We start from the raw sequence: 15,880 nt of genomic DNA on the forward strand, positions 1-15,880 counted from the left end.
TTTTCTATGTGGCTCGGCGATGATGTGGTCCTGGACGCTTACTGCTTTGCTTCCACGGTGGCCCATGCTTTGGCTTGCAGTGCCTTGGCACGCTCGTCGTATTTAGCATCGATGAGCTTCATTTCATCGTCGGTCACATCTTCAAATTCATTCTCAATCAGTTGGCGCGCGCGTTCGGCCGAGAGGGCCAGAATCGCGCCGAACTCGTCGTACGCCAGTGCGGCGAAAGCAGGCACGTTCTTGACGCCCGCCAGGCCCAGCTTGCCGGCAACGACACGATCCATTTCTTCGAAATTGATCAGTTCTTCGTCCATGCCTTCCAGACCTTCTTCGGAGGCAATCGCCTCGGTCACCAGTGCATCGCGCGCGCGGTTGCGCAGCTCGTTGACGGTTTCTTCGTCGAAGGATTCGATCTCGAGCATTTCGTTGATCGGCACGTAGGCGATTTCTTCCAGGCTGGCGAAACCTTCTTCCACCAGGATGTCTGCGACTTCCTGATCGACGTCCAGCTTTTCCATGAACAGGATGCGGATCGCGGCAGTTTCCTGCGCCGATTTGTCGGCCGATTCTTCCGCCGTCATGATGTTGATCTGCCAGCCGGTCAGTTCCGCTGCGAGGCGCACGTTCTGGCCGCCGCGGCCGATGGCGATCGCCAGGTTTTCTTCGTCGACGACGACGTCCATGGCGTGCTTTTCTTCATCCACGACGATCGAACTGACGTTGGCCGGAGCCAGTGCGCCGATGACGAATTGCGCCGGGTCTTCCGACCACAACACGATGTCGACGCGTTCGCCGCCCAGTTCGCCGGTCACGGCCTGCACGCGCGAACCGCGCATGCCGACACAGGTGCCGATAGGATCGATGCGCTTGTCGCTGGTGAAGACCGCGATCTTGGCGCGTACGCCCGGGTCGCGTGCAGCCGACTTGATTTCCAGCGAGCCTTGTTCGATTTCCGGAACTTCCAGCTCGAACAGCTTCATGATGAATTCAGGCGCGTTGCGCGACAGGATCACTTGAGGACCGCGTGCATTGCGGTCGATGCGCAGGATATAGGCGCGGACACGGTCGCCGATACGCAGGTTTTCCTTTGGAATCGTCTGGTCGCGCGGCAGGCGTGCTTCGATCTTGCCGGATTCGACGATGGCGTCGCCGCGCTCCATGCGCTTGATCGTACCTGTCACCAGAGAATCGCCGCGCTCAAGGAAGTCAGCCAGAATCTGTTCGCGTTCAGCGTCGCGGATGCGCTGCAGGACCACTTGCTTGGTGTCCTGGGCAAAACGGCGACCGAATTCCACGGACTCGATCGGCTCTTCGATGTATTCATCGACGGCGATGTCAGGAATCTGTTCCTTGGCTTCGAAGTGCAAAACTTCCTGGTCGGGCAATTGCAAACCTGCTTCGTCAGGCACCACGTGCCAGCGACGGAACGATTCGAATTCGCCGCTTTCGCGGTCGATCGACACGCGGATGTCGACTTCGCCTTCGTAGCGTTTCTTGGTAGCTTGCGCGAGCGCGTGCTCCAGTGCTCCGAAGACCACATCCTTATCGACGTTCTTTTCGCGCGCCAGCGCATCGACCAATAACAAAACTTCGCGACTCATGCTTTGCGACTCCTAAAATCCACTTTCGGCACCAGGCGTGCCTTATCCACATCGGCGAGCGTAAAGTCCAACAACGCTGCCGACCCATCGTTTGCTTCAAATTCCAGTTTTAAATTCTCGCCCTCGGGCGCCCGCAAGATGCCTTGGAACGACTTGCGGTTGGCTGCGCCCGGCATCGGCATGCGCAGCTTGACGATTGCTTCCTGATCGGCAAAGCGCACATAGTCGCTGAGCTTCTTCAGCGGGCGATCAAGCCCGGGGGATGACACTTCCAGCCGTTCGTAGTTGACGTTTTCGACGGTAAACACGTGCAACAGCTGATGCGTGACTTTTTCGCAATCCTCGACCGTGATCGGCCCTTTGTCGGCGTCGGCGAACGGGAAATCGATAAACACGCGCACCAGACCGCGGTCTGCTTTTTCGAGGTCGACCAGTTCGTAGCCCATACCCGACAGGGTGGTTTCAATCAGATCCAGCAATTGCAAGGAAATCTCTCCGCGCTTCGTTCTGCGCATTTCAAACAACCGGCACAGACACGTCAATTTGTTCAGCAAAAAAAAAATGGGCATCTGCCCATCGTTCTTATCGTTTATTCAACTACAGGCCGCTTCACGATGTATTTCGTCGTGAAGACACCCCGTTAACTTGCGCATTATAACCGATTACGGTATGTCCGGCAATTCAAGATTGCCGGACATACCGCAGACAGCCCGATATTTCCAAAAAGAAATACCAGAGCAATCAAAGACTTATCCGCGGCGGCGACGCTGCTGACCGCCCGCGCCCATCCCTTGGCCGGGCATGCCGCTACCACCGCCGCCACTGCCATTGCGTTGCGGGCGGTTATGGCGCCGCTGACCGGCGTCCGGGAAACCCAGCGCCGTCTGCAACGGATCTGGCTGGCGCGGCTTGTTGCTCTGCGGACGGCCGCCTTGGCCTTGGCCCTGGCGCGGACCCTGGCCCTGACCTTGCCCTTGACGCGGCCCCTGCCCCTGGCCTTGCCAGGACGGCTGCTGGTCGCGACGCGGGCCGCGTGGCTGCATCGGATTGGCGTTGGCGTTGCTGCGCGGCTGGCTGTCGCTGTTGCCACGATTGTCGCCGTTGCCGCGATTGTCGCCGTTGCGATTGCCGTTGCCGCCTTTGGACTTGCCCGCCGGCGCTTCGGCGCCACCCGGTTTTTCCAGACCGCACACCGTCAGCAGCGAGCGTACGGCGTTTTCTTCCAGTTCTTCCCAACGACCGCGCTTCAAACCTTGCGGCAGCGACATGACGCCGTAGCGGGTGCGGATCAGGCGCGACACGGTCAGGCCGATTGCTTCGAACATGCGGCGCACTTCGCGATTGCGGCCTTCGCCGATGGTCACGCGGTACCACTTGTTGACGCCTTCGCCGCCGCCGTCGGCGATCTTGGAAAATTGCGCCACGCCGTCATCAAGCTCAACGCCGTGCAGCAGCTTCTGACGCATGCCTTGCTCCAGCTCGCCCAGCGTACGCACGGCGTATTCACGCTCGATGTTGTAGCGCGGGTGCATCAGGCGGTTGGCCAGATCGCCGGAAGTCGTAAACAACAGCAGACCTTCGGTATTGAAGTCGAGGCGACCGACGGCCAGCCATTTGGCGGCCTTCATGTTCGGCAGGCGATCGAATACCGACGGGCGGCCTTCCGGGTCATTGTGACTGACGATTTCGCCGGCCGGCTTGTGATACACCAGCACGCGCGGCGGCTTCTTGCTGACTTTGCGCTGCAGCAGCTTGCCGTTGATGCGAACCTGGTCGGTCGGCAGGATACGCTGACCAATGTGGGCAGGCTCGCCGTTGACCGACACGCGGCCGGCCACGATCAGCTCTTCCATGTCGCGGCGCGAACCGAGACCGGAGTCGGCCAGCACCTTGTGCAGCTTGGGTGCGTCGTCTTCCGACGTCAGGTCGCGGCGGCCGTTCTTGCCGCGCAACTGATGCGTGCCACGCGCGCCGCTGCGGGCGCCGTCTTCCTTGTCATAGGCATCCGAGGTGACGAACGAAAACACGTCGTCGCCGGCGTCATGCGTGCGCAAACCCAGTTGCGGCGCTTTTGGCTTGCCGCCCTTGGCGAATGGCTTCTTGCCTTTTTGCTGGCGATTGCGATCCTGGCCCTGACCGTCACGGCGCGACTCCGCCATGGCCTGGTCGGCTACCGGAACCGGCGCATTGGCATCTGCCTGAACCGGCTGCTCGTCGCCTGCAACTGCATTATGTTGATCGCCTTCGCCGGCTTCGGCGGCACGCTGTGCAGCCCGATTGTTGCGCAAGGCGCGCGGGCCGCGTACACCACGGCGTGCAGGCTTGGTGCGCGCGCTGTCGGTCGGGGCATCGAGCAGGACCGGCGCGGCAGTAATTTCTTCACCAATTGTGACGATGACCTTGGGCGCTTCCGCGGCAGGAGAAGCCGACTCAACCACCGGAGCAACATCGGCGACCACCTTTTTGGCGCGCGGGGCGCGCTTCTTCGGGGCGGGCGCATCGGCGGCGACTTCGGCTACCACCGACACAGGCGCAGGCGCGGCGGTTTCAGCCGGCGCTTCCGCAGCAACCTTTTTGGCGCGCGGTTTGGCCGGCGCCTTGGCAGGCTTTTCGGCCGGCGCAGCTTTGGCAACTTCAGCCACCTCGGCGACGACTTCTTCCGCCGCGACCTTCTTGGTGCGCTTGCGGGCCGGCTTGGCGGCGGTGGCATTGTCGGCAGCGGCGCCGAGCAGGTCTACCTGCTGATCATCATTGGAACTAGATGGTTTCATTATTTGAATCGCGGTTATTCAGACCGGGCGCGGCGTCACTTGCGTGGCCGGAGGCGGGGTCGTTGGTGTGAATGTCTTCAGCAGAAGCAGGGCTTTCAGCCGGTACTTCTTCGTGATTGGCGACGCTTGATGCAATCGCATCCACGTCATTCTCGATGTCTTCTCCAGGAATTTCTTCCACGGCAGTTCCGGCAACCGGTTCTTCAGCCACATCGGCGGCTTCAGCCACATCCGTTGCATCCGCCTCGTCGGCGAACTCAGCCGGTTCGGCAACTTCTTCGGTCGTCAGTTCCACGGCAATGCCGTCGGCGACTTCGGCAATCTCAGCCGTGTCGACAGATTCGGCGGACTCGCCGGCAGCGGCAGCAATAACAGCAGCGGCAGCCTCCGCTTCGCCCTGGGCGAGCAGATCGGCCTGCATGCCGGCTTCCAGCGCCTGCAGTTCCAGCAATGCACCCGGATCGACTACGCCGTCCTTGGTCACAGTTTTCAACGGCGGCAACTGATCCAGCGAAGTCAGGCCGAGGTCGTCAAGGAATTTCCTGGTCGTCGCAAACAGCGCCGGGCGGCCGGGCACGTCGCGATGCCCGATGGCCTCAATCCAGGCGTGGTCTTCCAGCAGCTTGACGGTCTGGGTGCTGACCGTCACGCCGCGAATCTCTTCGATGTCGCCGCGCGTGACCGGCTGGCGATAGGCAATGATGGCCAGGGTTTCGAGCGTGGCGCGGGTGTATTTCGGCGGCTTTTCAGGATTCAGGCGATCCAGGTAGACCTTCATGTCGGCCCGGCTCTGGAACCGCCAGCCGGTCGACAGGCTGACCACTTCCACGCCCTTGTCGATCCAGTCTTCGCGCAGCTCTTCCAGCATTTGCCGGATGATGTCCGCAGTTATTTCACTGGGCGCATCGTCACCTGAGACATAAAGCTTCTTCAGTTCGTTGATTGACAATGGCTCGTGAGCACATAGCAATGCTGTTTCGAGGACTTTCTTGGCCTCAATAATATTCATGTACGACTCGTGTGCGGCTTGTTTAATAAAAGTTCGCGGCTGACTATTCGATATATCGGAGATACGGACTATACGAAGCCTGGCTGCGCGGGTTGAGTTTCATCACAGCGCCAACGGTGCTGCCAGGTTGTCGAACCTGAATATGCTGCCTGATGCTGTTGGTGCTGCTTCCCGGCGCTCGATTTATAGGAGGTTGAAGATGAGCGGGAAAATAAGGCTTGGTTGCGAATACAGAATCTTGAGTTCCCAGATCCTCGCACCATTTCAACTTTTGACCTTGCAGGCGGCGCCGAGCTGAGTTTTCGGGTGGCCGGAGGCAAAATGCAAAATATACTGCGCGGAGTTTAGCACAAAGGCCCGGACGGTTGTCGCCTCAATCGCGCAGCGTTGCAGCAGTCAGACAGTATTTGCAACGTAACTGCAAGGCAACAACGACCCGCTGCCGCGCTGCTGCACGCCTGACCGGATCAGCCGATCGCCTTCTTTTCCAGCTCCAGCCGGCGCGTGAAATCCTCCGCCGGCATCGGCTTGCCAAGCAGATAACCCTGCACTTCGTCGCAGCCGTTTTCCAACAGGAAGTTGTATTGCTCCTGATCTTCCACGCCTTCGGCAATGACCCGCAGGTTGAGAATGTGCCCCAGAGAAATCACCGCCTTGACGATCGCCGCGCTGTCAGCATCGCGGGCGATGTCGCGCACGAAGGACTTGTCGATCTTCAGCGCATCCACCGGGAAGCGCCGCAGGTAGCTCAGGCTCGAATAGCCGGTGCCGAAGTCGTCCACCGACACCTGCAAACCCAGGCGTTTGAGCGCATTGAGCGTGGCGACGGTCTTTTCAGCGTCCTTCATGACGACGTTCTCGGTAATTTCCAACTCCAGCCAGGCGGCCGCCAGGCAGCTCTCGGCCAGCACCTGGCGCACGAATTCGGGCAGGTTCTGGTCGAGTTGGCGCGGAGACAGGTTCACCGCCACCGGAATCGGCACCAGACCGGCGTCCTGCCATGCCTTGTTCTGGGCACAGGCGGTGCGCAACACCCATTCGCCGATCGGCACGATCAGGCCTGCTTCCTCGGCGAACGGGATGAAACGATCCGGCGGCACCATGCCCTGGTCCGGCGTGATCCAGCGGATCAGCGCCTCGGCGCCGATGATGCGGCCGCTGGCCAGGCTGATCTTGGGCTGGTAATACAGCTTGAATTCATCGCGGTCGAGTGCACGCCGCAGGCTGACCAGCATTTCCAGACGATTGCTGACCTGCGCATCCATCCAGCCGGCGAAATACTGGAAGTTGTTGCGTCCCAGCTCCTTGGCCTTGTACATGGCCGAATCAGCGTTCTTGAGCAGCGTTTCGACGTCGCGGCCGTCGGTCGGGCAGCGGCTCACGCCGATGCTGCAGGTGACGTGGAATTCGCGGTCACCCACCACCCACGGCCGCGCCACGGCGGTCAGGATGCGCTGCAGGACTTCGGTGATGCGGTTTTCGTCGGGCTGATTCTGCAGCACCAGCACGAATTCGTCGCCACCCTGACGCGCCACCATGTCGGTTTCGCGTACGCACGACACCAGCCGCTGGGCCACGGTCTTGAGCAGCTCGTCCCCGACCTGATGACCGAGACTGTCGTTGATGAACTTGAACTGGTCCAGATCGACGAACACCACCGCCGTCAGCGTGCCCTTCTGCCGCGTGCTCTGGATCGCGCGCTGCAAGTGGCTGTGCAGCATGGTGCGGTTGGGCAGCCCGGTCAACGCGTCATGCGTGGCTTGATGACGGATTTCGGCTTCGTACAACTTGCGTTCGGTGATGGCTTCGACGGTGCCTTCATAAAACATCAGGGTGCCGGACTCGTCGCGCACGGCGCGGGCATTCTCCGATATCCAGATGACCTCGCCGTCGCGGCGGTAGACGCGCGATTCGAAGTTCGACACCGAGCCGAACTCGGCCATCATGCGCATGAATTCGGTGCGGCGCTCGGGCTCCACATACAACTGATGCTTGATGTCGCGCAGGCTGACGATCAGGTCATCTGCCGACTTGTAGCCGTAGATGCGCGCCAGTGCCGGATTGACCGCGATGTAGCCGCCGTCCGGCGTCGACTGGAACACGCCTTCGATGGCGTTTTCAAAGATGCTGCGGTAGCGCCGCTCAGCTTCCAGCAAGGCCTGGTCGGCCGCCTTGCGCGCGGTAACGTCCTGCACGTAGCCTTCCAGCGCATCCAGCGTGCCGGCGGCGTTGTAGATGCCGACGCCGCGCTCCCACACCCAGCGCACTTCGCCGTCGACGCGCACGATGCGGTATTCGAGCTCGAAGCGGCGCTTGCCGTCCAGGCAGGACTGGATGGTCTGGCGCACCGTTTCACGGTCTTCGGGGTGGGTGATGCCTTCGTACGAAATACGGTGATTGAACAGCAGGTCTTCAGGCTGGTAACCGGTCAGCTCAAGGCAACCTTCGCTGACGAACTCCATGGTCCATTCTTCGTCGTCGCGGCAGCGATACACCATGCCGTCCAGATTGGCCAACAGCGTTTCAAGCAAACGCGGCGGCCTGGCGATGGAGGTGATGGCGGCGGCGTTGTCTGGCGGAATCACGGAAGCGACGATCTTCATAAATGGGTTACACAATCAATGCGAAACGGCGACAGCGAAAGGAAACGAACGGAAACGGCGCAAGGACTACAAAGAATTTCCCCCAGGCTACATGACGGAGAAGTCTAAGTAGTGGTGCGTACTTTTTTGATCACAATAAGCAATAACAATGCCACTCAACTATCCGGCCCTGAGGAACAGGCTCAGCACAAACTCTTGAGTATGTATATCCATGAAGCAATACCCGTGCCGCTTTCCCGGCCGTTGCCTCACCAACACAACGCACCAACCTGGCGCAACACCGAAGCTCCGGCGATTGCCGTAAACACCATTCTTTTCGACCCATACCGCCACCTTGGCAGCAGTAGAATCCCAACACCGCCTGACAAACAACAAAAAGGACGCTGGTATGTGGGCAACTCGTTACATGATTTTGTGGTTCATGATTTTCCTGACGCTGGCGCTCGCCATCCTTGCCTCGGACCACATGGTCAGCTGGTGGTGGGCGGCCGTACCGCTGGTGCTGAGCGTGATCGGCGTGCGCGATATCGTGCAACGCCGCCATGCGGTGCTGCGCAACTACCCGCTGATGGGCCATTTCCGCTTCCTGTTCGAAGCGATCCGTCCGGAAATCCGCCAATATTTCTTCGAAGGTGAAAATGACGGCGCGCCGTTCACGCGCAAGAAGCGTAGCGTGGTCTATCAGCGCGCCAAGGCCGACGTCGACAGTCGCCCGTTCGGCACCGAACTCGACGTCAAGCTGGCCGGCTACGAATGGATCGGTCACTCGTTGTCGCCGACCAAGATCGCCAGCCACGACTTCCGCGTCACCGTCGGCGCAGGCCTCGCGCAACCGTATGCGATGTCGGTCTTCAACGTCTCGGCGATGAGCTTCGGTTCGCTCTCGTCCAACGCCATCCGCGCGCTCAATCAGGGCGCAAAAAAAGGCAACTTCGCACACGACACCGGCGAAGGCTCGATCTCCGCCTATCACCGCGAATTCGGCGGTGATCTGGTCTGGCAGATCGCCTCCGGCTACTTCGGCTGCCGCCATCCGGACGGCAGTTTCGACGAAGAGAAATTCGCGGTTCAAGCCAATGCGCCGCAAGTGAAAATGATTGAAGTGAAGTTGTCGCAAGGCGCCAAGCCCGGCCATGGCGGCGTGCTGCCGGCGGCCAAGATCACGCCGGAAATTTCCGCCACGCGCGGCATCCCGATGGGCGTCGACTGCATCTCGCCGGCGGTGCACTCGTCGTTCTCGTCGCCGATCGGCCTGCTGCAATTCATCGAAAAACTGCGCACGCTGTCGGGTGGCAAACCGACCGGCATCAAACTGTGCGTCGGCCATCCCTGGGAATTCTTCGGCATCGCCAAGGCCATGCTGGAAACCAACATCGTGCCCGACTTCATCACCGTCGACGGCGCCGAAGGCGGCACCGGCGCGGCGCCGCTGGAGTTCACCGATCACGTCGGCATGCCGCTGCAGGAAGGCCTGCTAATGGTGCACAACACCCTGGTCGGCATCGGCATGCGCGACCGCGTCAAGATCGGCGCCAGCGGCAAGATCATCACCGCCTTTGACGTCGCCCGTACGCTGGCGCTCGGCGCCGACTGGTGCAACTCGGCGCGCGGCTTCATGTTTGCGCTCGGCTGCATCCAGTCGCAGAGCTGCCACACCGATCGCTGCCCGACCGGGGTGGCGACGCAGAACCCGACGCGCGCCCGTGCGCTGGTGGTGCCTGACAAGGCCGAGCGCGTCTACCGCTTCCACCAGAGCACGCTGCATGCGCTGCAGGAACTGGTGCAGGCGGCCGGCTTGCCGCACACCTCGGCGCTGCGTCCGTTCCACATCGTTCATCGCATCAACGATCATGAAATCCAGTTGTTGTCGGAGATGCTCAAATATCTGGAACCGGGCGACCTGATCACCGGCAATTACCGCTACCAGGTCTACGAAAAATACTGGCCGATCGCCCGCGCCGAAAGCTTCCATCCGGAAATCGGCAGCACCTTCCATTGAGCTGTTTCATACAGCGCGGCCGGACGGTGCCAATGAAAAACGCCCGCGATTGCGGGCGTTTTTTTATGCTTGTCTGCTACAGAAGCGGCGCGTACGCCGAGGTAAATATTCTCGAAAATTATTTACGCTTCATGAAGAAAATGAATTCCTGATTCTCTTGCGACTGCGACAGCAAATCGTTGCCGGTCTGCTTGGCGAACGCCTGGAAGTCGCGCACCGAACCGGTGTCGGTCGCCGTCACGCGCAATACCTGACCGCTCGACATGTCGGCCAATGCCTTCTTGGTTTTCAGTATCGGCAGCGGGCAATTCAGGCCCCGTGCATCCAGCTCTCTGTGAAATTCAATAACCATACTGTGAATCAAAAATTCCTAGTGATCGTTCGAGAATTCTACTCCAACCTGAACCGCCTTGGTGCGTCGCAACATACTATGTTGTATTTCGCGCACTACTGTTGTGCAGGGGAAACTAGCGGGGTCGATGAGCCGGCAAATTCAACGAACTGGACCGGCAAATCATGCCGCCGCATCCACTCCGCCACAGCGTATCCCGTACCCGCCGGCCAAGGCCGCAAATCGGGGGGAGCCACCAGGCGATACTCCAGCAATTCCGGAGACAACTTGATCTGGCCCGAGGCTTTCACGTGATACGCAATGATCAGTTCATTCTTGCGCATGAACTCATAAACGCCGATCAGGGTGATCTGGTTGGCATCCAGATCGGTTTCTTCTTTTATTTCTCGGGCGATGCCCTGCTCCGGCGTTTCGTCGCGTTCCATGAAGCCGGTAATCAGCGCGAAACGGCCTTCCGGCCATGCCGCATTACGCGCCAGCAACATCTTGCCGTCGATCTCGACCAGCGCCGCCAGCACCGGCAACGGATTATCCCAGTGCGTCCAGTGACCTTCGGGACAGGCAAGCCGCAGCTTGCCCGCCTCTTGTTCGTCGGCGCGCATCACCAGCGAGGCGGCGCAGACGGGGCAGAACTTGAAGTCGCTCATGGGCGTATCCGTGCTCAGGCTTTGGCGCCGACCCAGGCCGCGACGCCTTCCAGCGCCTTCGGCAGGCCGCTCGGATCGGTGCCGCCGGCTTGCGCCATGTCGGGACGTCCGCCGCCCTTGCCGCCGACTTGCTGGGCGACGAAGTTGACCAGTTCACCGGCCTTGACCTTGGAGGTCGCATCGGCAGTGACGCCGGCGATCAGGCTGACCTTGCCGTCCTTGACCGAGGCCAGCACGATGGCAGCGGTCTTGAGCTTGTCCTTGAGCTTGTCCATGGTTTCGCGCAGCGTGGCGACATCGGCGCCTTCCAGCGTCGCCGCCAGCACCTTGATGCCGTTGACGTCGACCGCTTGCGTGAGCAATTCGTCACCCTGGTTGGACGCCAGCTTGGACTTCAGCGAGCTCAATTCTTTTTCCAGCGCCTTGACGTGATCCTGCACCTGCGCGATGCGCTGGGTCAGTTCTTCCGGTTGCGCCTTCAGAGCCGCAGCCGCTTCAGCGACACGATTGCTCAGAGTCTGCACCAGCGCCAGCGCGCCTTCGCCGCTGACAGCTTCGACGCGGCGGATGCCCGCTGCGACGCCGCCTTCGGCAACGATCTTGAACAGGCCGATATCACCGGTGCGCGAGACGTGCGTACCGCCGCACAGTTCACGCGACGAACCGATCGACAACACACGCACTTCGTCGCCGTACTTCTCGCCGAACAGTGCCATTGCGCCGGCGCCGACGGCGTCGTCGTAGCCCATCAGCTTTGCTTCCGTCGCGGCATTGGCGAGGATTTCGCGGTTGACGATTTCTTCGACGCGGCGGATTTCATCGGCGCTCATCGGTGCGTTGTGGCTGAAGTCGAAACGCGTCTTGTCGGCGTCGACCAGCGAACCCTTTTGCGACACGTGGTCGCCCAGCACTTCACGCAATGCCTTGTGCATCAGGTGAGTGGCCGAGTGGTTGCGCATGATTTGCGCGCGCTGCTCGCCGTCGACCTTGGCGTTCACGACGTCGCCCACCGACAGCGACCCCTTGACCAGGCTGCCGTGATGGCCGAACACGTCGGGTTGAATCTTTTGCGTATCGGCCACCGCGAACAGCGCATCGGCTGCTTCGAGCACACCGGCGTCACCCGACTGGCCGCCCGATTCGGCGTAGAACGGCGTGGTATCAAGCACCACGATGGCGTCCTGGCCGGCTTCGACCTTGGTGACGGCGCTGCCGTCGACGTACAGCGCAGTGACCTTGGCCTGCTGCGTGAGCGCGTCATAGCCGACGAACTTGGTCTTGTCGCCGCTGTATTCGATGCCGGCGGCCAGCTTGAATTTACCGGCGGCGCGGGCGGTCGATTTTTGACGTTCCATGGCCGTGGCGAAACCTGCTTCGTCCAGTTCGACATTGCGTTCGCGGCAAATGTCGGCGGTCAGGTCGAGCGGGAAGCCGTAGGTGTCGTACAGCGTGAAGGCAGTCTCGCCGTCGAGCTTGGCGGCGTTCTTGGCCAGCGCGGCTTCGAGGATCTTCATGCCGTGTTCCAGTGTTTCGCCGAAACGTTCTTCTTCCTGCTTGAGGACTTGTTCGACGCGCGCGGCTGCGGCCGGCAGTTCCGGATAGGCCGCACCCATTTCGGCGACCAGGTCCTTGACCAGCTTGTAGAAGAACGGCTGGGTCTGGCCCAGCTTGTGGCCGTGGCGCAGCGCGCGGCGGATGATACGGCGCAGCACATAGCCGCGGCCTTCATTGCCCGGAATCACACCGTCGACGATCAGGAAGGAGGTCGCACGGATGTGGTCGGCGATGACCTTCAGGGAATTGTTTTCCAGATCGCTGACGTTGGTCTCGCGCGCAGCAGCCTTGATCAGCTTCTGGAACAGGTCGATCTCGTAGTTGCTGTGCACGTGCTGCAGGATCGCAGCCAGGCGTTCCAGGCCCATGCCGGTGTCGACGCATGGCGCCGGCAGCGGGGTCAGCGTGGCTTCGCCGGTCTTCGGATCGATCTGGCGGTCGAACTGCATGAACACGTTGTTCCAGATTTCGATGTAGCGGTCGCCGTCCTGCTCCGGGCTGCCCGGAGGACCGCCCCAGACATCGGGACCGTGGTCGTAGAAGATTTCCGAGCAGGGACCGCAAGGGCCGGTGTCGGCCATTTGCCAGAAGTTGTCGGAGGCGTAAGGCGCACCCTTGTTGTCGCCGATGCGCACGATGCGCTCTTTCGGCAGGCCGATGACCTTGTGCCAGATGTCGTAGGCTTCGTCGTCGGTTTCATAGACGGTGGCCCACAGCTTTTCGGCAGGCAGGCCGTAGACCTTGGTCAGCAGCTCCCAGGCCCAGACCAGCGAGTCATGCTTGAAATAGTCGCCGAAGGACCAGTTGCCCAGCATTTCGAAGAAGGTGTGGTGACGCGCGGTGTAACCGACGTTTTCCAGATCGTTGTGCTTGCCGCCGGCGCGCAGGCAGCGCTGCACGGAAGTCGCGCGCACGTAATTGCGCTTGTCGGTGCCCAGGAACACGTCCTTGAACTGGACCATGCCGGAGTTGGTAAACAACAAGGTGGGGTCGTTGCCCGGCACCAGGCTGGACGAACGGACAATGGTGTGTCCCTTGGATTCAAAGAATTTCAGAAACTTGTCGCGGATTTCGGCTGAGTTCATGTTCGAGGACTGTAAAGAAAGCGGTGCAAGAAAGATGTTGCGAACCGATGATTATACGTGATTAGCCCTGCCGCAATCATGGTCGGCAAGGCCTGCAGGACGTTTGCCCGATGTTTGCCGCAAGTCAACACGGCCGATCATGGAAAAAGACGTAAAAAAACCCGTTCGGATTGCTCCCAACGGGTCAATGGCGATATCAACCTGCAACCTGAATCAGACCGGTCTCGGAATCCTCCGACCTATCCCCATCACGACTTGCCTGGTCAAAACCCCCTCCGGTAAATCAGGCGCCTTGATACAGCTTGCTGTTCTTGCTCTTCTTGGCGTGTTTTTTGTGCTTCTTGTGCTTTTTAGCGTGTTTCTTGTGCTTGGCATGCGGCGCCTTGGCTGCCGGTGCTGCAGGTGCAGTTGCTGCCGGTGCGCCAGGCGCTGCTGCAGGTGCATTCTGTGCCAGGACAGGCATGGCGAAAGCGGCGACGAGTACGGCTGCCAATAATTTATTCAGTTTCATCTTTTCCTCTTAAGTTGGTTCTTACAAGCTCGCTGACGATTGTTGGTCACGTCCCCCGTCAATTCGGCGAATCCGCTCTGACATGCGGCCTGTCACTGCTGTAACGCCAGAATTTCGATTCGCGTTGACACAGTTTAAGCTTCACACCCTAGAAATCTATTCGGGAATTACCTGATGTATTTCACCGCAGTTTTGCGGACCGGCTCGGCTTTTTTGGTGGCAGCGTGGTCTTTCTTGCTCGCTGCTTTGGCCTGCTGTTCCTTCACCGCGACCGCGTGGTGCGGCTTGGGGGCCGGTGTGGCAGCTGGTTTGACAACGTGACCGGCTTTCCCGGCATGCGCTTTCTGCGCTGCGTGCCCGGGATGCGGATGGGTCAATTTCTTGACAGGCGCCTTGCTTTTCTTCTGGACAGCTTTACTCGCCTTTACCGGTTTGGCCGGCTTGGTGGTGTGCGCCTTCTTGCCTGCCTTCGCTGCCGCGCCAGATTTTGGTGCAACTGCCGGCGCCGGTGTCGCGGCAGTCTTTGCCGTTGCATGATCGCGCCGGTCTTGCAGGATCTGCGCTTCGCGTACGGTCAGCTTGCCGGCCTTGAGGTCGCGCACGATGCTGTCGTCGGTGTATTTTTTCTGGCTGCTGCCGGTCTGCGCGCCGGCGCTGGTGGTGATGACAATGGCGGCTGCTGCCGCCAGCATGCTGAGCATGCCCTTGGTTTTCATGATTCCTTGCTTCCCTGAACTGGTTTCTCTTGTTTCTCTTGTTCTGCTTAAACCTGCTTGCGATCTGTAGCGAGAGGCCATCAGCCGGTGGCGGACGGAGCGGAGCTTAGTTGGAACCCTTGGAATGTACTTTAGTACATGAGGATTCCGAGCACCGCCCGACGCCGGATCATGGCCTCGCAGTAAGATCGAAAGCAGGTTTTTATGCCGGGCCGATCAGGTCGATACGGTCGGTGCAAAATCCATCCACACCCCAGCCCAGAATCTCTTCCGCGCGGGCCGGGTCGTTGACGGTGTAGCAGAATAAACCATATCCCGCCTGTTTCACCGCCTGCGCCAACTCCGGCGTCAGATTCTTGTGACTGGTGTGCAACGCCACCGCTTCGAGCGCCTGCAAACGCGCTTCCCAGTCCGCGGGAATGCGATCGACCAGGAAGCCGCGCGGGATACCCGGCGCGACCCGCTTGGCCGCCATCAGCGCGTCGAAGGAAAACGACGAAAACAGCGGCAGCGTGCGGTCGTTCTGCCCCGGCACGTGGGCGGCGATTTCGGCGGCGAAAAAGCGCGCCGTCACCTCGCCCGCCACTTCGCCGGTGCGCACCGCCCAGGCGTCGCCGGCCGGCTTGATTTCGATGTTCATCCAGATGCCGTTGGCGCGGCTGAACTCCAGCACCTGTTGCAAGGTGCAAACCCGCTCGCCGGCGTATTGCGGGCTGTGCCAGCCGCCGGCGTCAAGCTGCTGCAACTGCGCCAGCGTGTGCTCGGCGACCTTGCCTTCGCCCGGCAGCGTGCGGCCGAATACCGGGTCGTGCATCAGGATGGCCTGCTCGTCGACGGTCAGCATGACGTCGAATTCGACCGCGCGGAAACCGTGCTCCATGCCGCAGCGGAAGCCCGCCAGCGTGTTTTCCGGCGCCAGCGTGCCGCCGCCGCGATGCGCTACTACTTTTGGATAAGGCCACATGTATTTCTCCCTGCAGAATTTAGTGCCGACATTCTATGCCGGGCGGCGGCACGATAACAGCATTTCAT

12 protein-coding genes are annotated in these 15,880 nt (G+C 60.5%); 1 reads left to right on the forward strand and 11 read right to left on the reverse strand.

The features are described from left to right. Positions 1–38: 38 nt before the first annotated feature. From nusA to E4P32_RS15850, 5 genes are all read right to left on the reverse strand, one after another. The gene (gene nusA / locus E4P32_RS15830) at positions 39–1,601 is read right to left on the reverse strand and encodes a transcription termination factor NusA (protein ID WP_116434891.1); all 1,563 of its coding nucleotides are present in this window, start codon (positions 1,599–1,601) and stop codon (positions 39–41) included. After that, entirely contained in the window at positions 1,598–2,086 is a 489-nt protein-coding gene (gene rimP, locus E4P32_RS15835) for a ribosome maturation factor RimP (RefSeq protein ID WP_116434890.1), read from the reverse strand. The genes nusA and rimP overlap by 4 nt, the downstream gene beginning before the upstream one ends. Positions 2,087–2,350: 264 nt before the next feature. Next, positions 2,351–4,372 carry a 23S rRNA pseudouridine(2605) synthase RluB gene (gene rluB, locus E4P32_RS15840; protein ID WP_116434889.1) on the reverse strand — a complete coding sequence of 674 codons (2,022 nt, stop codon included), beginning with the start codon at positions 4,370–4,372 and terminating at the stop codon, positions 2,351–2,353. Further along, positions 4,359–5,381 carry an SMC-Scp complex subunit ScpB gene (gene scpB, locus E4P32_RS15845; protein ID WP_116434888.1) on the reverse strand — a complete coding sequence of 341 codons (1,023 nt, stop codon included), beginning with the start codon at positions 5,379–5,381 and terminating at the stop codon, positions 4,359–4,361. The genes rluB and scpB overlap by 14 nt, the downstream gene beginning before the upstream one ends. A 467-nt stretch (positions 5,382–5,848) precedes the next feature. Further along, entirely contained in the window at positions 5,849–7,984 is a 2,136-nt protein-coding gene (locus tag E4P32_RS15850; RefSeq protein WP_116434887.1) for a bifunctional diguanylate cyclase/phosphodiesterase, read from the reverse strand. 388 nt (positions 7,985–8,372) lie between these two features. Between E4P32_RS15850 and E4P32_RS15855 the strand changes: the two genes are divergently transcribed. Continuing rightward, complete coding sequence (locus tag E4P32_RS15855) at positions 8,373–9,983, forward strand: FMN-binding glutamate synthase family protein (RefSeq protein WP_116434886.1); 1,611 nt, start codon at positions 8,373–8,375, stop codon at positions 9,981–9,983. A 118-nt stretch (positions 9,984–10,101) separates the two neighbouring features. Here the strand turns inward: E4P32_RS15855 and E4P32_RS15860 are convergent, their stop codons facing one another. From E4P32_RS15860 to ugpQ, 6 genes are all read right to left on the reverse strand, one after another. Further along, the gene (locus E4P32_RS15860) at positions 10,102–10,335 is read right to left on the reverse strand and encodes a sulfurtransferase TusA family protein (protein WP_007876134.1); all 234 of its coding nucleotides are present in this window, start codon (positions 10,333–10,335) and stop codon (positions 10,102–10,104) included. Positions 10,336–10,430: 95 nt separating this feature from the next. After that, positions 10,431–10,982: an NUDIX domain-containing protein gene (locus E4P32_RS15865; protein WP_116434885.1), complete on the reverse strand. Its 552-nt coding sequence runs from the start codon at positions 10,980–10,982 to the stop codon at positions 10,431–10,433. A gap of 14 nt (positions 10,983–10,996) precedes the next feature. Continuing rightward, positions 10,997–13,621 carry an alanine--tRNA ligase gene (gene alaS, locus E4P32_RS15870; RefSeq protein ID WP_116434884.1) on the reverse strand — a complete coding sequence of 875 codons (2,625 nt, stop codon included), beginning with the start codon at positions 13,619–13,621 and terminating at the stop codon, positions 10,997–10,999. Between the two features lie 283 nt (positions 13,622–13,904). Continuing rightward, positions 13,905–14,132, reverse strand: coding sequence for a hypothetical protein (locus E4P32_RS15875; RefSeq protein ID WP_116434883.1), 228 nt, complete (start codon positions 14,130–14,132; stop codon positions 13,905–13,907). A 167-nt stretch (positions 14,133–14,299) separates the two neighbouring features. Next, positions 14,300–14,848: a hypothetical protein gene (locus tag E4P32_RS15880; RefSeq protein ID WP_116434882.1), complete on the reverse strand. Its 549-nt coding sequence runs from the start codon at positions 14,846–14,848 to the stop codon at positions 14,300–14,302. Between the two features lie 202 nt (positions 14,849–15,050). Continuing rightward, on the reverse strand, positions 15,051–15,812 hold the full coding sequence (gene ugpQ / locus E4P32_RS15885) for a glycerophosphodiester phosphodiesterase (RefSeq protein WP_116434881.1): 762 nt from the start codon (positions 15,810–15,812) through the stop codon (positions 15,051–15,053). Positions 15,813–15,880: the final 68 nt, after the last annotated feature.

The sequence above is a fragment of the Herbaspirillum sp. 3R11 genome (assembly GCF_004563925.1).
Classification (GTDB): Bacteria; Pseudomonadota; Gammaproteobacteria; order Burkholderiales; family Burkholderiaceae_D; genus Herbaspirillum.

What these genes read in the sequence shown, in the direction of transcription:
- nusA (WP_116434891.1), bottom strand. Translation starts at nt 1,601, where the DNA reads ATGAGTCGCGAAGTTTTGTTATTGGTCGATGCGCTGGCGCGCGAAAAG.
- rluB (WP_116434889.1), bottom strand. Translation starts at nt 4,372, where the DNA reads ATGAAACCATCTAGTTCCAATGATGATCAGCAGGTAGACCTGCTCGGC.
- scpB (WP_116434888.1), bottom strand. Translation starts at nt 5,381, where the DNA reads ATGAATATTATTGAGGCCAAGAAAGTCCTCGAAACAGCATTGCTATGT.
- E4P32_RS15850 (WP_116434887.1), bottom strand. Translation starts at nt 7,984, where the DNA reads ATGAAGATCGTCGCTTCCGTGATTCCGCCAGACAACGCCGCCGCCATC.
- E4P32_RS15855 (WP_116434886.1), top strand. Translation starts at nt 8,373, where the DNA reads ATGTGGGCAACTCGTTACATGATTTTGTGGTTCATGATTTTCCTGACG.
- E4P32_RS15860 (WP_007876134.1), bottom strand. Translation starts at nt 10,335, where the DNA reads ATGGTTATTGAATTTCACAGAGAGCTGGATGCACGGGGCCTGAATTGC.
- E4P32_RS15865 (WP_116434885.1), bottom strand. Translation starts at nt 10,982, where the DNA reads ATGAGCGACTTCAAGTTCTGCCCCGTCTGCGCCGCCTCGCTGGTGATG.
- alaS (WP_116434884.1), bottom strand. Translation starts at nt 13,621, where the DNA reads ATGAACTCAGCCGAAATCCGCGACAAGTTTCTGAAATTCTTTGAATCC.
- E4P32_RS15875 (WP_116434883.1), bottom strand. Translation starts at nt 14,132, where the DNA reads ATGAAACTGAATAAATTATTGGCAGCCGTACTCGTCGCCGCTTTCGCC.
- E4P32_RS15880 (WP_116434882.1), bottom strand. Translation starts at nt 14,848, where the DNA reads ATGAAAACCAAGGGCATGCTCAGCATGCTGGCGGCAGCAGCCGCCATT.
- ugpQ (WP_116434881.1), bottom strand. Translation starts at nt 15,812, where the DNA reads ATGTGGCCTTATCCAAAAGTAGTAGCGCATCGCGGCGGCGGCACGCTG.